This window comes from Aeromonas jandaei, assembly GCF_037890695.1.
GTDB lineage: Bacteria > Pseudomonadota > Gammaproteobacteria > Enterobacterales > Aeromonadaceae > Aeromonas > Aeromonas jandaei.
On the sequence record NZ_CP149571.1, the window covers coordinates 122,172 to 139,050 of the forward strand.

The following is a 16,879-nucleotide window of genomic DNA, read 5'->3' on the forward strand; positions in this document are numbered from 1 at the left end:
ATGGAACAGTCGCAAATGAGCAATGCACTGAGCAGTATCCCACCGGTAGTCGAAATGGACTACCCCTTTCCGGCCAAACCGCAGCCCCTGAGTGCCGAGCAGAGAGCCGCCCTGACGACAGAGATCAAGGCACTGCTCAAGGAGCGCAAGGCGGTGCTGGTAGCCCACTACTACACGGATCCCGAGATCCAGGCACTGGCCGAAGCCACCGGCGGTTTTGTTGGTGACTCGCTGGAGATGGCCCGTTTTGGCCGCGATCACGAGGCGCAGACCCTGATCGTCGCCGGGGTGCGCTTCATGGGCGAAACTTCCAAGATCCTGAGCCCCCACAAGCGGGTGCTGATGCCGACCTTGGAGGCCGAATGCTCGCTCGATCTGGGCTGTCCCATCGAGCAGTTCTCAGCGTTTTGCGATGCCAACCCGGATCATACCGTGGTGGTCTACGCCAATACCTCGGCTGCGGTCAAAGCGCGGGCTGACTGGGTCGTTACCTCCAGCATCGCGCTCGAGATCGTCGAACACCTCGACAGTCTGGGTCACAAGATCATCTGGGGTCCGGATCGCCATCTGGGTGCCTATATCGAGAAGAAGACCGGCGCCCAGATGCTGCGCTGGCAGGGGCACTGCATCGTCCACGACGAGTTCAAGGCCCGCGCCCTGCGCGAGCTGAAAGAGCAGAATCCGGACGCTGCCGTGCTGGTTCACCCGGAATCCCCCGCCTCGGTGATCGAGCTGGCCGATGCGGTCGGCTCCACCAGCCAGCTGATCAAGGCAGCCAAAGAGCTGCCCCAGCAGAAGCTGATCGTGGCGACCGACCGGGGCATCTTCTACAAGATGCAGCAGGCTTGTCCGGAGAAAGAGATGGTGGAGGCCCCGACCGGTGGTGATGGCGCCACCTGTCGCAGTTGTGCCCACTGCCCCTGGATGGCAATGAACGGTCTGGTGGCGATCAAGGAAGCGCTCACCGATGGTGCCGAGCGCCACGAGATCCATGTCGATGAAGCGCTGCGGGTTAAGGCCCTCATCCCGCTCGACCGCATGCTCAATTTCGCCGCCGAACTCAAATTGAAAACCCAGGGCAACGCCTGATTGCCGGGATAACGAGATGCAAAGAGGGCTCCCGCGGGAGCCCTCTTTATTTAGCTGAACCTCATCCTGCTCAGATGATCACGGTAGAGAAGCTGTGCTCCTCATCCGGTGCTACGGTCACCCCCGCATCGCCAGCAATGGCAGCTTCGACGCAGAGCATGGTGCGATAGCCGTCATCGCTCATGTCGGCCATGGCGGTAGCCCCTTCCAGCCAGGGGGTCCAGACCACTGTGCTGTCATGGTTGCCACTTACCACCCGGATCTCGCGCTCGCCATCCTTCACGCTTACCAGTGCCTCAGGCTGCCAGTAGACCCGATCCAGCGGCCCGTTCAGGGTCAACGCCCCCTGCTGCTGGCCATTCAGAGCGGTCAGCTTGTCGGCATAAGGCTCGCCAAGGCCGGTGACGCTCACCGCCTCCGGTGCGCTGATCTGCAAATAGGTGTGCAGCGCACCGCTATAGACCAGCGGCTGGCTGCCGGTATTGCGAGTGGTCAGCACCAGCGAGAGCTCCTTGCCGACCAGCACATCCAGCTCCAGCTCGAAGGCGTGATCCCACAGGGCACGGGTGGCGTCGCTGTCGCGCAGAGAGAGATGGACGAGCGTGCCGTCGGCATGGTCGGAGACCCCGTCCAGCATCCAGAGGGTGGTGCGGGCAAAACCGTGGGAGGGCTTGCCGCTACCGACACGGGCCGGCGCCGGGCCAAACCAGGGCCAGCAGAGCGGAATTCCGCCACGGATCGGCTTGCTGCCATCCAGCACCGCCTTGTCGCTCAACCAGATGGAGGCTGGCTCACCATGGCGCTGATAGGTGAGCACGTGACCACCAAACAGGCTGATCTCGGCCTTGGCATAGTCGTTGTTGACGGTGAGAACGGGCAGGCCGGCTGCATTGTTGGCGAGCTGGCAGCTGGCTGTCAGGGGACGAATGGATTGCATGAGGACTCCTGTCATCAGGGAAACCGGAAAACAAAAAGGCGGCCCATGGCCGCCTTTTTCAAGCTACGCGATTGCGCATCCCAAATTACTTGGTGATGTGAGCGATCAGGTCCAGAACTTTGCTGGAGTAGCCCATTTCGTTGTCGTACCAGGATACAACTTTAACGAACTTGTCGGTCAGCTGGATACCAGCTTTGGCGTCGAATACGGAGGTCTGACGCTCACCCAGGAAGTCGGTAGATACAACTTCGTCTTCGGTGTAGCCCAGAACGCCCTTCATGGAGCCTTCGGAAGCAGCTTTCATCGCTTCGCAGATTTCTGCGTAGGTGGCAGCTTTCTTCAGGTTAACGGTCAGGTCAACAACAGACACGTCCGGAGTCGGAACACGGAAAGCCATACCGGTCAGCAGGCCTTTCAGTTCCGGGATAACTACGCCAACAGCCTTGGCAGCACCGGTAGAGGACGGGATGATGTTCTGAGCCGCGCCGCGGCCACCGCGCCAGTCTTTGGCAGACGGACCATCAACGGTCTTCTGGGTAGCAGTGGTAGCGTGAACGGTGGTCATCAGACCGGATTCGATACCGAAGGTGTCGTTCAGTACTTTAGCGATCGGAGCCAGGCAGTTGGTGGTGCAGGAAGCGTTGGAAACGATGTCCTGGCCAGCATAGGTAGCGTGGTTAACGCCCATTACGAACATCGGGGTCGCGTCTTTGGACGGGCCAGTCAGAACAACTTTCTTGGCACCGGCAGCGATGTGCTTGCGAGCAGTCTCGTCGGTCAGGAACAGACCGGTAGCTTCAGCAACAACGTCAACACCGATTTCGTTCCAACGCAGGTTGGCCGGGTCACGCTCAGCGGTAACACGTACGGTTTTGCCGTTTACAACCAGGTTGCCGTCTTTAACTTCAACGGTACCCTTGAAACGACCGTGGGTAGAGTCGTACTTCAGCATGTAAGCCATGTAGTCAACATCGATCAGGTCGTTGATACCAACAACTTCGATGTCAGAACGCTCGCAAGCCAGACGGAATACGAAACGACCGATACGGCCAAAACCGTTAATACCTACTTTGATAGTCATATTTAGTTACCTAACTGTTCAGTAGTCAAAGAAAATTCCGCTTGTAAATTTACTAGAACTCTCTGGTGAGTCAACCAACATTCTGTCTGAAATTGCGCTATATCATGAAAAACTGTGAAATTTATTTTCTGTTTATGTAACTGATTACCACGTTTTGTCGAAAAAGAGGTCAGTTGTTGCATCGCCCGGAGATCGACAATAGTGCCTGCCACGTCACACAACCGTGATGATGGATATGTAAAAATGTGCGCGGTTTAGCATGGCCCATAGAGCCACTGTTCAAGTACCACCCCATAAAAATCAAACAAAATAGTATAGATAGAATCCACAGCGGGAATTCTCAAACTATGACCACCCTGATTGAACAGCTGGCTGCCGCAAAAGGCATTGCCAGCGAGTATGTCGATGCCTGGGGCCAGCCGGCTCAGGTATCCGAAGAGAGCAAGGCCGCCATGCTGGGCGCCATGGGCTATCGCGTCGATGACGAAGCAGCCCTGATGCAGCAGCTGGAAGAGGAACATCGCCAGCACTGGCTGCGAGCGCTGGATCCCGTCATGGTGGTTCGCACCGGTGACGCCGTCACGCTCGAAGTACGCCTCCCCATCGAATTCGTCAATGACGCCCTCACCTGGCAGCTCAAGCTGGAGCAGGGCGGCGAGCTCTCCGGCCAGTTCACCCCTATCGAGGGCGAGCTGGTTGGCGTGGCCGAATTTGAAGAGATGGAGTGCCACGCCTACCGCGTGACGCTGGAGATGGCCCCTGAACTGGGTTATCACGAGCTGGTGTTGCTGGAAGATGGCAACGACGAGCCGTTGGCCACCATGCGCCTCATCGTTGCACCCAAGGCGTGCTACAAACAGGCGCCTATCGCCAATGGTCGCAAGGTGTGGGGCCCGAGCGTGCAGCTCTACTGCCTGCGCAGCCGCCACAACTGGGGTATCGGCGATTTCAGCGATCTCGGCCAGCTGGTCGAGAAAGCGGCCGACTGGGGTGCCCACTTCGTCGGCCTCAACCCCATCCACGCCCTCTATCCGGCCAACCCGGAGAGTGCCAGCCCCTACAGCCCCTCTTCCCGTCGCTGGCTCAACGTGGCTTACATCAATGTGGAAGCGGTGCCCGAATTCCAGAGCAATGCGCGCCTGAAAGCTGACGTGGCGAGCCCTGCCTTCCAGCAGCATCTGGCCGATCTGCGCGCCAAAGAGAACGTCGATTACACCGGCGTCATCGAGACCAAGATTGGCATGCTGCGTCAGGTGTTCGACGACGCCACCCTGAGCGCCGAACGTCAGGCCGCCTTCGATGCCTTCGTCGCCGCCGGTGGCGACAGCCTGCAGCAGCAGGCTGCGTTCGATGCCCTGCAAGCCTATTTCTATGGCAAAGGCGAGAATGCCTGGGGCTGGCCGGTATGGCCGGAGCAGTTCCGCAACTACCACAATCCCGCCGTTGCCAAGTGGATGGCCGAACACCAGCAGGATGTGAACTTCTACCTCTACCTGCAATTCCTGGCCGACGAGCAGCTGGCGCAAGCCGATGCCCGCGCCAAGGCTGCCGGCATGGTGATGGGGATCTACCGCGATCTGGCGGTGGGCGTCTCCGAAGGCTCCACCGAGATCTGGGCCAACCAGGATCTCTACTGCCCGAAAGCCTCAGTCGGTGCGCCGCCCGATATCCTCGGCCCGCTCGGTCAGAACTGGGGTCTGCCCCCGATGAACCCGAACAAGCTGTTCGAAGCGGCCTACCAGCCGATGGTGGACTTGTTCCGTGCCAACATGCGCTCCTGCGGCGCACTGCGTATCGACCACGTGATGGCGCTGCTGCGCCTGTGGTGGGTCCCGCCCGGAGAGTCCGCCGCCAAGGGTGCCTACATTTACTATCCGGTCAACGACCTGCTGGGCATCCTGGCACTCGAGTCCCACCGCAACCAGTGCCTGCTGATCGGCGAAGATCTGGGTACCGTGCCGGAGGGGATCGATGTGACCCTGAAGGAGAACGGCGTCCACTCCTACAAGGTGTTCTTCTTCGAGCGCTCCAAGGCCGATGGCGGCTTCATCTCCCCGGCTCACTATGCCGAGCAGGCGATGTCTGCCCTGACCACCCACGACATGCCAACCCTCAAGGGCTTCTGGCACTGCGATGATCTGGCGCTGGGCCGCCAACTGGGTTTGTATCCAGATGAAGATGTGCTGAAGAGTCTGTATGCTGATCGCCACCAGGCCAAACAGCGGATCCTCGACAGCCTGCATGGCCACGGTGTTATCCCCGAGAGCATCAGCCATGACGTGAACTGGGTCGGTATGAATACCGAACTCAACCACGGTCTGCAGATCCACATGTCCCGTGGCAGCTGCGCCCTGTTCAGTACCCAGCTGGAAGACTGGCTGGAGATGGACAAGCCGGTCAACGTACCGGGCACCAGTTACGAATACCCCAACTGGCGCCGCAAGCTCTCCACCGACCTGGAAGATATTTTTGCCAATGAGGCACTCAAGGCACTGGCCGGCAAGATGAGCCGCGCCCGTGATGAGGCCAGTCGTTGAGCGGTTGTCCGCTACAGCCGACTCACCTAAATCCGCTCCGGCTCAGGCCGGAGCGGACGCTCTGTCATGAAAGGAAATCTCGATGCTCGTTGAACGTTTGGTTGCTGCCCGCTGTTCCGATCCCTTCTCACACTTAGGCCTGCAGGCCAATCCGGATGGGCCCGGCCTCAAACTGACTGCCTGGTTGCCTGATGCCGTTGAAGTTCGCGTCAAGGATCTCAAGTCGGGCAAAGTTGTTGCCACCCTGGCGCCCACCGATGAATCGGGTCTTTTTGAAACTGTTTTCACCCGCCGCAAGAACGCCTTCCCCTACCAGTTGCTCGTCAGTTACGCAGAAGCGACTGCCGAAGTCATCGATCCCTACCAGTTTCAGGATGCCGCCTGGGCAGGCCTGGCCGAACTGACCGCCCAGCCGGAAAACCTCTACCACACCCTTGGCGCCCAGCTGCGCACCGTGGAGCATCTCGGTCAGCAGGTGGAAGGGGTCCGTTTTGCGGTCTATGCGCCGAGCGCCACCTCGGTGAGCCTGATCGGCGATTTCAACTTCTGGGATGGCCGTCGCCACCCGATGGAGCGCAGCCAGTGCGGCCACTGGGTGCTGTTCGTGCCGGGCATCAAGGCCGGGGATCGCTACAAGTTCGAGCTCAAGGATCCCATGGGCAACCGGCTGCCGCACAAGAGCGACCCGGTCGGCTTCTACTGCGAGCAGTATCCCTCATTCGCCTCTGTGGTTTATGACCACGATCAGTACCAGTGGCAGGATGCCGCCTGGCGCGAGAGCCAGCTCAACGACAAGCGCGAGCAGCCGCTCTCCATCTATGAGCTGCACGTCGGCTCCTGGAAGCGTCACCCCAACGGCGACAGCCTGAGCTGGCGCGAGCTGGCGGTGGAGCTGGTCGCCTACATCAAGGAGATGGAGTACACCCACATCGAGCTGCTGCCGGTCTCCGAGCACCCCTTCAGCGGTTCCTGGGGCTATCAGCCGGTGGGCATGTTCTCTCCCACCAGCCGCTACGGCACCGCTGATGATTTCAAATACTTCGTTGACCAGTGCCACCAGGCCGGGATCGGCATCATTCTGGATTGGGTACCCGCCCACTTCCCGTCCGACGCTCACGGGCTGGCCCGTTTCGACGGCACCCCGCTCTACGAGTACGAAGATCCGCGCCGTGGCTGGCACCCGGACTGGAACTCCTACATCTACGACTTCGGCCGCAACACAGTGCGCCAGTTCCTGGTGGCGAGCGCCCTGTTCTGGCTCGACAAGTTCCATATCGACGGTCTGCGGGTGGATGCGGTCGCCTCCATGCTCTATCTGGACTATTCGCGCAATGCCGGCGAGTGGGTACCGAACGTCGATGGCGGCAACCACAACTACGAGGCGATCAGCCTGCTCAAGTGGACCAACGAGGAGGTCTATCGCAAGTACCCCCACGCCATGACCATCGCCGAGGAGTCCACCGCCTTTGCCGGGGTCTCCCGTCCCACCTTCCTCGGCGGCCTGGGGTTTGGCTTCAAGTGGAACATGGGCTGGATGCACGACACCCTCACCTACATGCAGAAAGAGCCGATCCACCGTCGCTACCACCACAACGACATGACCTTCTCCATGGTTTACCACTATGACGAGAACTTCATCCTGTCGCTCTCTCACGACGAGGTGGTGCACGGCAAGCACTCCATGCTCTACAAGATGCCGGGCGACGAGTGGCAGCAGGCCGCCAACCTGCGCGCCTACATGGGCTTTATGTACGGCCACCCGGGCAAGAAGCTCAACTTCATGGGCACCGAAATTGCCCAGAGCAACGAGTGGAACCACGATGCCCAGCTGCCCTGGCACCTGCTGCAATATCCCAAGCACGGCGGCCAGCAGCGGTTGATCCACGACCTCAACCACCTCTACCGTCATGAGCCTGCCTTGTATCAGGCGGACTATGAGCAGAACGGCTTCCGCTGGCTGGATCACAACGATGCCGACAACAGCATCTTTGCCTGGCTGCGGGCCGACAAAGAGGGTAAACAGGCCATCATGGTGGCGTGCAACTTCACCCCGGTGCCGCGCATCGAATACCGGATTGGCGTACCGGCGGCGGGCCACTATCGGGTGGTGCTCAATACCGACAGCGAGTATTACTGGGGCAGCAACTATGATGTGGGTCTGGTCTTTGCGGCCGAGCCGACCCCCTGGCAGGGGATGGCACACAGCATAGTGCTGGATCTGCCGCCACTGGCGACCTTGTTCATCAAACAGGAGTCCTGATGCTGGTAATGGAAAAAGGGTCGGGCTACCCGCTGGGGGCCCGTCTTGACGAGAACGGTTGCAACTTCTGCGTCTGGGCTCCCCAGTCGGACAAGGTGGAACTCTGTCTGTTCGACGAACAGGAGCAGGAGCTGGCGCGCCTCGAGCTGCCCGGCCGCCGCGGCCAGTATCGCTTTGGCTATGTAAGCGGCGTGCAAGCCGGCCAGCGCTACGGCTACCGGGTTTATGGCATCCCCCAGGAGGGGATGCTGTTCGACCCGCAAAAGCTGCTGATCGACCCTTATGCCCGGGCGGTGAGCCGCCCCACCTACTGGGACAAGGCCCTCTATCAGGGTGACAGCGCCGCCATGATCGCCAAGTCGCTGGTGGTGGATGACGCCTTTGACTGGCAGGGGGTGAGCAAACCGGCCATCTGCCACTCGCGCACCATTCTCTACGAAGCCCACGTCAAGGGCTTTACCCGCCAGCACTCGGGGATCCCCAAGGAGCTGCAGGGCACCTATCTTGGCATCAGCCACCCGCTGATGATCGAACACATGAAGTCCCTCGGCATCACCTCGCTGCAGCTGATGCCGGTGGCCGCCTTCATGTCGGAGCCCCGGCTGGAAGAGCTGGGACTGACCAACTACTGGGGCTACAACCCCATCGCTTTTTTCGCCCCCGAGCCCCGTTACGGCACCAGACAAGACGATGCCGTGACCGAGTTCAAGACCATGGTGCGCGAGCTGCACCGGGCCGGGCTCGAGGTAATTCTGGATGTGGTCTACAACCACACCGCCGAGTCGGGCTTCGACGGCCCCATGCTCTCCTTCAAGGGCTTTGACAACGCCGGTTACTACGCCTTCGAGGCGGGCTCCCACGGCCCCGATTACACCCGTCACGCCAACGTCACCGGCTGTGGCAACAGCGTCAATCTGGATCACCCCAACACCCTGCGACTGGTGCTCGATGCCCTGCGCTACTGGGTGACCGAGATGCAGGTGGATGGCTTCCGCTTCGATCTGGCGGTGACGCTGGCCCGCGAAGCGGGCGAGTTCGACCCCATGGGCGCCTTCTTCAAGGCGGTGATGGCCGACCCCGTGCTGTCACAGGTCAAGCTCATCGCCGAACCCTGGGATATCGGCCCCTTCGGTTATCGCCTCGGCCAGTTCCCGAGCCAGTGGCTGGAGATCAACGACCGCTACCGTGACACGGTGCGCTCCTTCTGGCGCGGCGATGCGGGCAAGATGGGCGACTTTGCCACCCGGCTGGTCGGCTCGCGGGATCTCTTCCCGAAGAACTGGCGCTCGCCCCACACCAGCGTCAACTACCTCTGCTATCACGACGGTTTCACCCTGGAGGATCTGGTCTCCTACAACCAGCGCCACAATCAGGCCAACGGCGAGGATAACCGCGACGGCCACGGCAACAACCTCTCCAGCAATCACGGCGTCGAGGGGCCGACCCTGGATCCGCGCATCAACAACCTGCGCCAGCAGCAGAAGCGCAACCTGATCGCCACCCTGCTGTTGTCGCAAGGCACCCCGCACTTCCTTGCCGGCGACGAGATGGGGCGCAGCCAGCTTGGCAACAACAACGCCTACTGTCAGGACAACCAGATCAGCTGGGTCAACTGGCAGTGGCGGCCGGAGGATGAGCGGCTGTTCGCCTTCACCCAACAGATGATGGCGCTGCGGGCGGAGTCCACTGTCTTCTCCAACCTGCAACTGAGCGATGACAGCTGGCACGGCACCGCCACCAGCTGCCATCAGGTCAACTGGTATCACCCGGATGGCCACCAGCTCACCGATCAGGATTGGCACGCCCCCATGGGGCAGGCGTTTGCCATGGATATCGGCATGATCAACTGCGTCGGCGAGCGCTGGTACGTGCTGTTCAACGCCAGCGACTACGATATCCAGTTCCGCCTGCCGCCGCCGGGGGAAGGGCTGGAGTGGATCCAGACCATCGACACCGCCACCAACGACGGGCTGCCGTTCCTGCCCGACGATATCAAGCGGCAGGTGGCGGTCGGCCGCGCCCACTCCCTCAAACTGCTGGAGCGGGTGGCACTGGCCTGCACGGCTGAGGATGCCCAGCCGCCGGAGCAGGCGCTGCTGCCGGCATCCAGTGCGGATATGGCTGAAACCCCGATCACAGATCCGGGCAAACCATAACAAGCATGCTGGAGTCAGCTTTACGGAGCCGCTATGCTGGGCTCCGTTATTGATGGCAAGGAGTCGGTATGAGCAGTAACAACCCGGAACAGTGGCGCAGCAAACTGAGCGCCGAGCAGTTTCATGTCTGCTGGGAGAAGGGCACCGAGCGCCCCTACAGCGGCGCCCTGCTCCACAATCGCAAGAGTGGCGACTACCTCTGTGTCTGCTGCAAGAGCGTGCTGTTTCACTCGGATGCGAAGTTTGACTCCGGCTGCGGCTGGCCCTCGTTCGACCGCGCCATCGAGGGAACCGTGACCTACACCGAGGACAACAGCCACGGCATGAAGCGGGTGGAGATCACCTGCAGCCAGTGCGGCTCCCACCTCGGGCACGTCTTCCCCGACGGGCCGACCGATACCGGCCAGCGCTACTGCGTCAACAGCCTGAGCCTCGACTTCGAGCCGGACGCCTGAGCCCGACCAGATAAAAAAACGGCGCCTCCATCATGGAGGCGCCGTTTTTTATCTGCCTGACAGCATCGGAGGGGGCTCTCTGTAAGCGGCGATCACCGCACTCAACGCCTGCCGCACCGCCAAGCCGACACTATAAATTTGATTTATGGATTTTGGCTGCATGACCCAATTTTTCCTTATGCCAAGCCAGTCACAGCCTCCCTCGCCTTTCGCGGCATGTCGGCAGCTGCCACAGGCCAGCGCCCGATCCGCTATGAGCGATTAACAGCAAAACGCCAAGCGGCATCCATTGAAAACGCAGCAGGGAAAATCCCCGTCACGCCTGCAACAGAGCCGCCAGCACCAGCAACCCTGCGATAGCCGGCACCGGCAGCTTCACCACCCGCAGCAGATACAAGCCGATGGCGGCCAGCGCCAGATCTCTGGGCGCCAGCACGGCGCTCTGCCACACCGGCTGATAGAGCGCTGCCAGCAAGAGACCCACCACGGCGGCATTGATGCCAGCGACGGCCCCCGCCAGACGGGGTCGCGCCAGCCACTGCTGCCAGCAAGGGCCCACCGCCCAGAGCAGCAGAAAGCCGGGCGCAAAGAGCGCCAGCGTCGCCGCCAAGGCCCCGAGCAGCGGCGTCCCGGGCAACAGCTGGGCGCCAAGGTAGGTGGCAAGGGTAAACATGGGGCCCGGCACCAGCTGGGCCAGACTGTAGCCGGTCAGGAACTGCTGCTCGCTGAGGGTGTGACCCACGCTCTCGGCCAGCAGCGGCAGCACCACGTGGCCACCACCAAAGACCAGAGCTCCGGCGCGATAGAAGTCGGCCACCAGCTGGCCGAGGGGGCCACCCAGCTGCGGCAGGCCGAAGAAGAGGGTGGCAAAGAGCAGCAGAAGCAGCCAGTTTGGTTGGCTGGTGGTGACAGCTTGTGACTCGGCAGCCTCTTGTCTCTCCTCCCCGCGCTGGAAGCGGGCCGAGAGCAGCGCGGCGAGCGCCAGCATCCCCAGCTGGGTCAGCAAACCGGGTTGCCACCAGAGCGCGGCGGCGGTCGCCACCATGATCCCCTGAGCCAAGCGGTTGCTGCAGAACTGGCGACTCATGGCGAGCACGGCATCGGCCACCACGATCAGCGCCAGCAGCTTGAGGCCGTGCAGGGCGCTCGCCAGCCAGAGGTTGCTGCCCACCAGCGCTATCCCGAGGGCTGCCGCCAGCAGCAGGATAAAAGAGGGAAGCGTAAAGCCGACAAAGGCTGCCAGCGCCCCGCCAAGGCCGGCACGATGGCGGCCGATGGCAAAGCCCAGCTGGCTGGAAGCTGGCCCCGGCAGCAGCTGGCAGAGCGCCAGCAGGCGGGCAAATTCGCCCTGCTCCAGCCAGCCCAGGCGCTGGACAAATGTGCGCTGGAAATACCCGATATGGGCGGCCGGGCCGCCAAAACTGACGCATCCCAACCACAAAAACCGCCAAAAGACCTCGCCCACGCTGCTGCTCCCGTCCCTTTCACGCCGATGGAGAGGAGATAATATGACAGCGCGATGATCTTTTTATGACAATCAGACTGATCCGCCCGACACCATGGCCACATCTCCCGGCAGATAGCTGCGCCCCGCCAGCCAGCAGGCGATCGACTGACGGCTGGCATCGAAATGGGGCTCGGGCAGCGCGCGCGGATCGCACCAGACCCACCCCTCGCACTTCTCCGGCTCCAGCAGCTGCGGTTCGCCATCGGCCCGGGCGTGCAGGGTCACCGAGATATAGTGCAGGCCGCTCTCGCGCCAGGTCTCCAGATTGTTGGTCACCGCCACCACCTCGGGCGCGCTGATCGCCAGCCCCGTCTCTTCGGCCACCTCGCGGATCGCCGCCGATTCGAAGCTCTCCCCCAGCTCGAGATGACCACCCGGGATGAACCAGTAGGGGGCGTGGCTCCCCTTGCGCTTGCCAAGCAGCACCAGACCGTCGCGGTTGGTCAGGATGACGCCGACACCGACGCGGGGATAGGGGGTGGACATGAGCAAGCCTCCTCAATGGCGCAATGAAAACGGCCTACCTTAGGCCGGATAAACGGGCAGGACAAGCCTGCCGGAGGCGCTGCACGCCATAAACCGCAAAAACGGCCCGCAGAGAGATACGCCAACAACGACCGCCGCCACGGAGCAAGCCGCCAGAGAGTGTGATCTCTGCGCCATAAAATGACGAAAGTGGTACCGGATATCGATTTTTTAGCGATCCCGGTTCCACTTTACGGTTTTGTTCATAGAGCGCTCAGTTTTCTCTTCCCATACTGGCCCCACAGTTCCAAAAGAGGAGAGACAAGATGGAGTCATCATTGGTCGGGCTCTCCATTCTGTGGGGGCTAGCCAGTTTTGGTGTTCAGGGGGATTTCATCGAGAGCCGTGATTCCGTTGCGCCATCCTGGCAAACCGGATCCAGAGTGGAGATGGAAGGTTATCTGATTGAATCGCTTGGCGAAAATCGCTGGTTGTTCGACAACGGCAGCGAGAGTCTGCAGGTCTCCCTGCCCGACGGGGCCTGGGTGCCCGCCGGCGAACGGCTGCGGGTGAGCGGGGCACCGCAACAGGATCAGAGCGGCTGGCTGCTGCAGGTGGAGCAGGTCCGCGAAGTGGCCGTCTGACCGGCAACCGGTTAAACAAAGAGGAGGCATTGGCCTCCTCTTTTGCTTTGGTCGCCCCGCCGTTAGCCGAGGTGGTTGAGCGGCAGCGCCGTCTTGTGCTTGATGCGGCGCAGCACGAAGCTGGAGCGCACCCCGGTCACCCCCGGAATATGGGTCAGCTTGTCCAGCAGGAAGTGCTGGTAGTGCTCCATGTCGCGCACCACCACCTTGAGCTGGTAGTCGGCATCGTTGCCGGTGATGAGGTCACACTCGAGCACTTCGGGCAGCTCGCTGATGGCACGGTCGAAGTTTTCGAACCGCTCCGGCGTGTGGCGGTCCATAGAGATATGAATGTAGGCGGTGAGGGTGAGACCAAGCTGGCGGGCATTGAGCAGGGTGACGTGGGTGTCGATGAGACCGGCATCCTCCAGCGCCTTGACCCGACGGGAGCAGGGTGACGGCGAGAGCCCCACCAGCTCGGCCAGTTCGAGATTGCTGATGCGGCCATTCTCCTGCATCAGTTCCAGAATGTGTCTGTCTATGCGATCCAGTTTCAGCATTACCCCTTCCTCGTTGCAATGACTAATCCACTTTTCCTAGGTTAAGGGTGAACTATTGCAAAAACAACCGAAATAAGTGGCTACTTTGCAACCACTCACTGGCACGGGAGGGATACTATGGTTACATCTTCCGGTGGCAAGACAGATACCTGACCGGGTCTCTGTGGCGAAGTGACCTTACCGGGTCAAGAGCCCCATCAGCCGTCTCACCTTATCGGGCAACGACGGGCTGGAACGAGAGCATCCACTCCCCCGAAGGCAACAAAGCAGGCATCCCGGCGCCTGCTTTGTTGTTTTTGGAGGGTTGCCAACGGCGCTATCAGAGCGCGGTCGGCGTGATGCGATAGAGGCAGCGGTGCGCGCCATCCAGCAGATACTGCTCCCGCTCCACCGTCGCCGGTGCCAGCAGCTGGCGAAACAGCGCCAGCTCGCTGCGACAAAAACCGCGGCAGCTGCGCGCCGCCGCACAGATGGGGCAGTGACTCTCCCACAGCAGCCAGCTGCCATCCTCCTCACGGCGGATCTCCGCCATATAGCCTTCGCGGCTGCGCAGCTCCCTGAGCGCCTCCAGCCGACCGGACAACCCCTTGTTGCCCAGCGTCTGCTGATAGCGCGCCAGCATCTGCTGCTCCCGCTGCAGGATCAGCCGCTCCATCCCCTCCTCGCCAAACAGCTCGCGCACGTTGTCGATCAGCTGCACGGTCAGGTCGCTATGGGTATCGGGGAAGCGCTGCCAGGCCTGCTCGGTGAGCTGCCACAGCCGCACGGGACGACCGCGTCCGCGCGCCTCGTCGCTGAATGTGACCCACCCCTCCTGCTCCAGTGCAAGCAGGTGCTGGCGGGCGCCCATGGAGGTCATCTGCAACTGCTCCCCCAGCGCGGCGGCGCTCTGCGGGCCATGGCTCTTGAGCAGAAACAGGATCTTGTCGGTGCTTGCGTTCATGACCCCATTATGGGGAGCCCCCTTTATTAAATCAACAATTCGCTTTACTTAATGCCGATTATCACCCAGCATAAATAAACAAATTACTTTACTTAATGGATGCAACATGGCGAAACAACAGCACAAAAACCCCCTCTGGGTGCTGGTGATGACGGTCACGCTGGCGGTCGCCGGCTTCAGCCTCCCCTCCCCGGTATTGGCCCCCTTGCTGCTGGATCCGGCGCAGGGGATGCTGACGCCGGAAGCCTCCGACTGGAGCCGCAAGGTGTGGCTGGGGGTCATCATGGGGCTCTATCCCCTGTTCCAGCTGGTGGGCAGCCCCTGGCTCGGGCGGCTCTCCGACCGCTACGGCCGCAAGCCACTGCTGCTGCTCTCGCTGGCGGGCGTGCTGACCGGCTATGCCCTGATGGCACTCGGCATCGCCTGGCGCTCCCTCCCCCTGCTGCTGCTCAGCCGGGTGGTGGAGGGGCTGTGCAACGGCAACATCGCCATCGTGCAGGCGATGGCGGCGGATCTCGCCGGCAAGGAGCACAAGGCGCGCAGCTTCGCCTGGATCAATATCGGCATGAATCTGGGCTGGGTGGTGGGGCCGGTGATCGGGGGCTACGCCGCGGTGATCTCGGGGGATTACAGTCTGGCGGCCTGGCTGGCCGTCGCGATGACCCTGCTCAACCTGCTGCTGGTGCTCTGGCTGGTGCCCCATCGCCCGCCGGTGGCAGCCGCCCGGCTGGCCCCGACTCTCTCCAGCCGTCAGCTGTTGCTGCAACCGGCCCTGCTCCCCTACTTCGCCCTCACTCTGGTCAGCTATGGCGCGGTGCAGCTCTACTTCACCTACTTCAATATCTGGCTGGTAGAGCGGCTGGCCTGGGATCCGGCCCAGCTGGCGCAGGCGGCGGTGCTGGTGAGCCTGCCGATGATGGCGGGCTCCTGGCTCGGCTCCCGCATCGCCCGCCACTGGCGCGGCAGCACTCTCGGCATCGTCGGCCATCTGGTGATGGCGACCGGCATGCTGCTCTTTATCCTGCCGAGCCACTGGTGGGGACTGGCGCTCACCTTCATTCCGGCCGGCATCGGCATGAGTCTGGGGGAGCTGGCCACCTCGGTGGCGGTCTCCAACCGCAGTCATGCCGAGCAGCAGGGACAGGCGATGGGGCTCTACCGCGCCCTCGCGGTGGGCAGCGAGATCCTGGCGGTGGTGCTGGGCAGTCTGGTGCTGCTGGCAGGGAGCGAGTGGCCCTTCTACCTCGCCACCCTGTGCGCCCTTGCCAGCGCCGCCGGTTTCTATCTGCTGCGCCAGCGTGCCGACCGCCGCCAGCAGTTGGCCAGCTGCGCCTGAGCCGGCAAAAGATCACAGTTCGGCGCTCCGCCATGCGGCAAAACTTGCATCGGGGCGCCGGGTCTGGGACGGTAAGGCTCTTGCTGGTTTGTTCGATGCTGGAGGAGTTATGAGTGAGTACAAGGCCATCGCCCTCGATATGGATGGCACCCTGCTGACCCGGGATCACAAGATCTCGTCGGCCACCCGGGCGGCACTGGCGCAGGCCCGCGCCCACGGCATCAAGGTGCTGCTGGTCACCGGGCGCCACTTCATGACGGCGCGCCCCTTTCACCACGAGCTGGCGCTCGATACCCCCATCATCTGCAGCAACGGCGCCTGTCTCTACGACCCGACGACAGACCGCATTCTGGCCGGCGATCCGCTGGCCAGCTCCCCGCTCAACGCCCTGCTGGCACAAGTCGAAGCGCAGCAGATGGGCGCCCTGTTCCACCTGAGCGAGGGGATCGGCTACATCGGCTGCGAGGAGCATGTCACCCGCATCCGCCACTGGTCGGCCAATCAGCCGGACCACCTCAAGATCGCCATCCATCCGGTCGAGGAGCTGGCAGGCTGGCTCGACAACCCGGTCTGGAAGCTGGAGTTGTTCAATCAGGATCCGGCGCGTCTGCACCGTTTTATGGACGAAGAGCGCGATCTCATCCCCTTCACCCGCGACTGGGCTGCCCCCTACGCGGTGGAGCTGGTGCAGCCCGGCTGCAGCAAGGGCAACCGGCTGGCCCAGTGGGCCGCCAGCGAGGGCATTGCGATGGAGCAGGTGGTGGCGTTCGGTGACAACAACAACGACATCAGCATGTTCGAGCAGGTGGGGCTGGCGGTAGCGATGGGTAATGCGGCACCGCAGATCCAGCACCATGCCGATCAGATCACTGCCGATCACAACGAGGATGGCATCGCGCTGGCGCTGCAGCGCTGGGTGCTGCCCTGAGC

General features: G+C 62.0%; 14 protein-coding genes. 8 read left to right on the forward strand and 6 right to left on the reverse strand.

Annotation, left to right across the window (positions count from 1 at the left end; genetic code table 11):
• The first annotated feature begins 15 nt into the window (after nt 1–15).
• Complete coding sequence (nadA, locus tag WE862_RS00585) at nt 16–1,089, forward strand: quinolinate synthase NadA (RefSeq protein ID WP_042030426.1); 1,074 nt, start codon at nt 16–18, stop codon at nt 1,087–1,089.
• A 70-nt stretch (nt 1,090–1,159) separates the two neighbouring features.
• On the opposite strand, the gene WE862_RS00590 is transcribed toward nadA, so the two are convergent.
• Both WE862_RS00590 and gap read right to left on the reverse strand, forming a co-directional pair.
• Nucleotides 1,160–2,026, reverse strand: coding sequence for a D-hexose-6-phosphate mutarotase (locus tag WE862_RS00590; protein WP_042030425.1), 867 nt, complete (start codon nt 2,024–2,026; stop codon nt 1,160–1,162).
• A gap of 85 nt (nt 2,027–2,111) precedes the next feature.
• Nucleotides 2,112–3,107, reverse strand: coding sequence for a type I glyceraldehyde-3-phosphate dehydrogenase (gene gap, locus WE862_RS00595; RefSeq protein ID WP_033113224.1), 996 nt, complete (start codon nt 3,105–3,107; stop codon nt 2,112–2,114).
• Between the two features lie 347 nt (nt 3,108–3,454).
• On the opposite strand from gap, the gene malQ reads away from it, so the two are divergent.
• The 4 genes from malQ to msrB all read left to right on the forward strand — a co-directional run bounded on the left by malQ (nt 3,455) and on the right by msrB (nt 10,515).
• The gene (malQ, locus tag WE862_RS00600) at nt 3,455–5,644 is read left to right on the forward strand and encodes a 4-alpha-glucanotransferase (RefSeq protein WP_042030424.1); all 2,190 of its coding nucleotides are present in this window, start codon (nt 3,455–3,457) and stop codon (nt 5,642–5,644) included.
• 82 nt (nt 5,645–5,726) lie between these two features.
• Nucleotides 5,727–7,904, forward strand: a complete 2,178-nt coding sequence (glgB, locus tag WE862_RS00605) for a 1,4-alpha-glucan branching protein GlgB (protein WP_042030422.1) — start codon at nt 5,727–5,729, stop codon at nt 7,902–7,904.
• Nucleotides 7,904–10,060: a glycogen debranching protein GlgX gene (gene glgX / locus WE862_RS00610; RefSeq protein ID WP_042030419.1), complete on the forward strand. Its 2,157-nt coding sequence runs from the start codon at nt 7,904–7,906 to the stop codon at nt 10,058–10,060. Before glgB ends, glgX begins: the two co-directional genes overlap by 1 nt.
• Nucleotides 10,061–10,128: 68 nt before the next feature.
• Nucleotides 10,129–10,515, forward strand: coding sequence for a peptide-methionine (R)-S-oxide reductase MsrB (gene msrB, locus WE862_RS00615; RefSeq protein WP_033113220.1), 387 nt, complete (start codon nt 10,129–10,131; stop codon nt 10,513–10,515).
• A gap of 316 nt (nt 10,516–10,831) precedes the next feature.
• Here the strand turns inward: msrB and chrA are convergent, their stop codons facing one another.
• Both chrA and WE862_RS00625 read right to left on the reverse strand, forming a co-directional pair.
• Nucleotides 10,832–11,980, reverse strand: a complete 1,149-nt coding sequence (gene chrA, locus WE862_RS00620) for a chromate efflux transporter (protein WP_042030417.1) — start codon at nt 11,978–11,980, stop codon at nt 10,832–10,834.
• 72 nt (nt 11,981–12,052) lie between these two features.
• Nucleotides 12,053–12,508: an NUDIX hydrolase gene (locus tag WE862_RS00625; RefSeq protein ID WP_339058684.1), complete on the reverse strand. Its 456-nt coding sequence runs from the start codon at nt 12,506–12,508 to the stop codon at nt 12,053–12,055.
• Between the two features lie 305 nt (nt 12,509–12,813).
• Between WE862_RS00625 and WE862_RS00630 the strand changes: the two genes are divergently transcribed.
• On the forward strand, nt 12,814–13,131 hold the full coding sequence (locus WE862_RS00630; RefSeq protein WP_041210257.1) for a hypothetical protein: 318 nt from the start codon (nt 12,814–12,816) through the stop codon (nt 13,129–13,131).
• Between the two features lie 62 nt (nt 13,132–13,193).
• Here WE862_RS00630 and WE862_RS00635 read toward each other — a convergent pair whose 3' ends face one another.
• A complete protein-coding gene (locus tag WE862_RS00635; RefSeq protein WP_005304871.1) occupies nt 13,194–13,670 on the reverse strand; it encodes an Lrp/AsnC family transcriptional regulator in 477 nt (158 codons plus the stop codon).
• A gap of 319 nt (nt 13,671–13,989) precedes the next feature.
• Complete coding sequence (locus tag WE862_RS00640; protein ID WP_041210258.1) at nt 13,990–14,613, reverse strand: helix-turn-helix transcriptional regulator; 624 nt, start codon at nt 14,611–14,613, stop codon at nt 13,990–13,992.
• A gap of 106 nt (nt 14,614–14,719) precedes the next feature.
• Between WE862_RS00640 and WE862_RS00645 the strand changes: the two genes are divergently transcribed.
• Both WE862_RS00645 and WE862_RS00650 read left to right on the forward strand, forming a co-directional pair.
• The gene (locus WE862_RS00645) at nt 14,720–15,949 is read left to right on the forward strand and encodes an MFS transporter (RefSeq protein WP_198493467.1); all 1,230 of its coding nucleotides are present in this window, start codon (nt 14,720–14,722) and stop codon (nt 15,947–15,949) included.
• 109 nt (nt 15,950–16,058) lie between these two features.
• Nucleotides 16,059–16,877 carry a Cof-type HAD-IIB family hydrolase gene (locus WE862_RS00650; RefSeq protein WP_198493466.1) on the forward strand — a complete coding sequence of 273 codons (819 nt, stop codon included), beginning with the start codon at nt 16,059–16,061 and terminating at the stop codon, nt 16,875–16,877.
• Nucleotides 16,878–16,879 lie beyond the last annotated feature (2 nt).

Bases quoted from the DNA above. Each gene is read 5' to 3' on its own strand.
- WE862_RS00640 (WP_041210258.1), bottom strand. From the start codon at position 14,613: ATGAACGCAAGCACCGACAAGATCCTGTTTCTGCTCAAGAGCCATGGC.
- WE862_RS00645 (WP_198493467.1), top strand. From the start codon at position 14,720: ATGGCGAAACAACAGCACAAAAACCCCCTCTGGGTGCTGGTGATGACG.
- glgX (WP_042030419.1), top strand. From the start codon at position 7,904: ATGCTGGTAATGGAAAAAGGGTCGGGCTACCCGCTGGGGGCCCGTCTT.
- WE862_RS00625 (WP_339058684.1), bottom strand. From the start codon at position 12,508: ATGTCCACCCCCTATCCCCGCGTCGGTGTCGGCGTCATCCTGACCAAC.
- WE862_RS00635 (WP_005304871.1), bottom strand. From the start codon at position 13,670: ATGCTGAAACTGGATCGCATAGACAGACACATTCTGGAACTGATGCAG.
- gap (WP_033113224.1), bottom strand. From the start codon at position 3,107: ATGACTATCAAAGTAGGTATTAACGGTTTTGGCCGTATCGGTCGTTTC.
- WE862_RS00630 (WP_041210257.1), top strand. From the start codon at position 12,814: ATGGAGTCATCATTGGTCGGGCTCTCCATTCTGTGGGGGCTAGCCAGT.
- msrB (WP_033113220.1), top strand. From the start codon at position 10,129: ATGAGCAGTAACAACCCGGAACAGTGGCGCAGCAAACTGAGCGCCGAG.
- WE862_RS00650 (WP_198493466.1), top strand. From the start codon at position 16,059: ATGAGTGAGTACAAGGCCATCGCCCTCGATATGGATGGCACCCTGCTG.
- malQ (WP_042030424.1), top strand. From the start codon at position 3,455: ATGACCACCCTGATTGAACAGCTGGCTGCCGCAAAAGGCATTGCCAGC.
- glgB (WP_042030422.1), top strand. From the start codon at position 5,727: ATGCTCGTTGAACGTTTGGTTGCTGCCCGCTGTTCCGATCCCTTCTCA.
- WE862_RS00590 (WP_042030425.1), bottom strand. From the start codon at position 2,026: ATGCAATCCATTCGTCCCCTGACAGCCAGCTGCCAGCTCGCCAACAAT.
- nadA (WP_042030426.1), top strand. From the start codon at position 16: ATGAGCAATGCACTGAGCAGTATCCCACCGGTAGTCGAAATGGACTAC.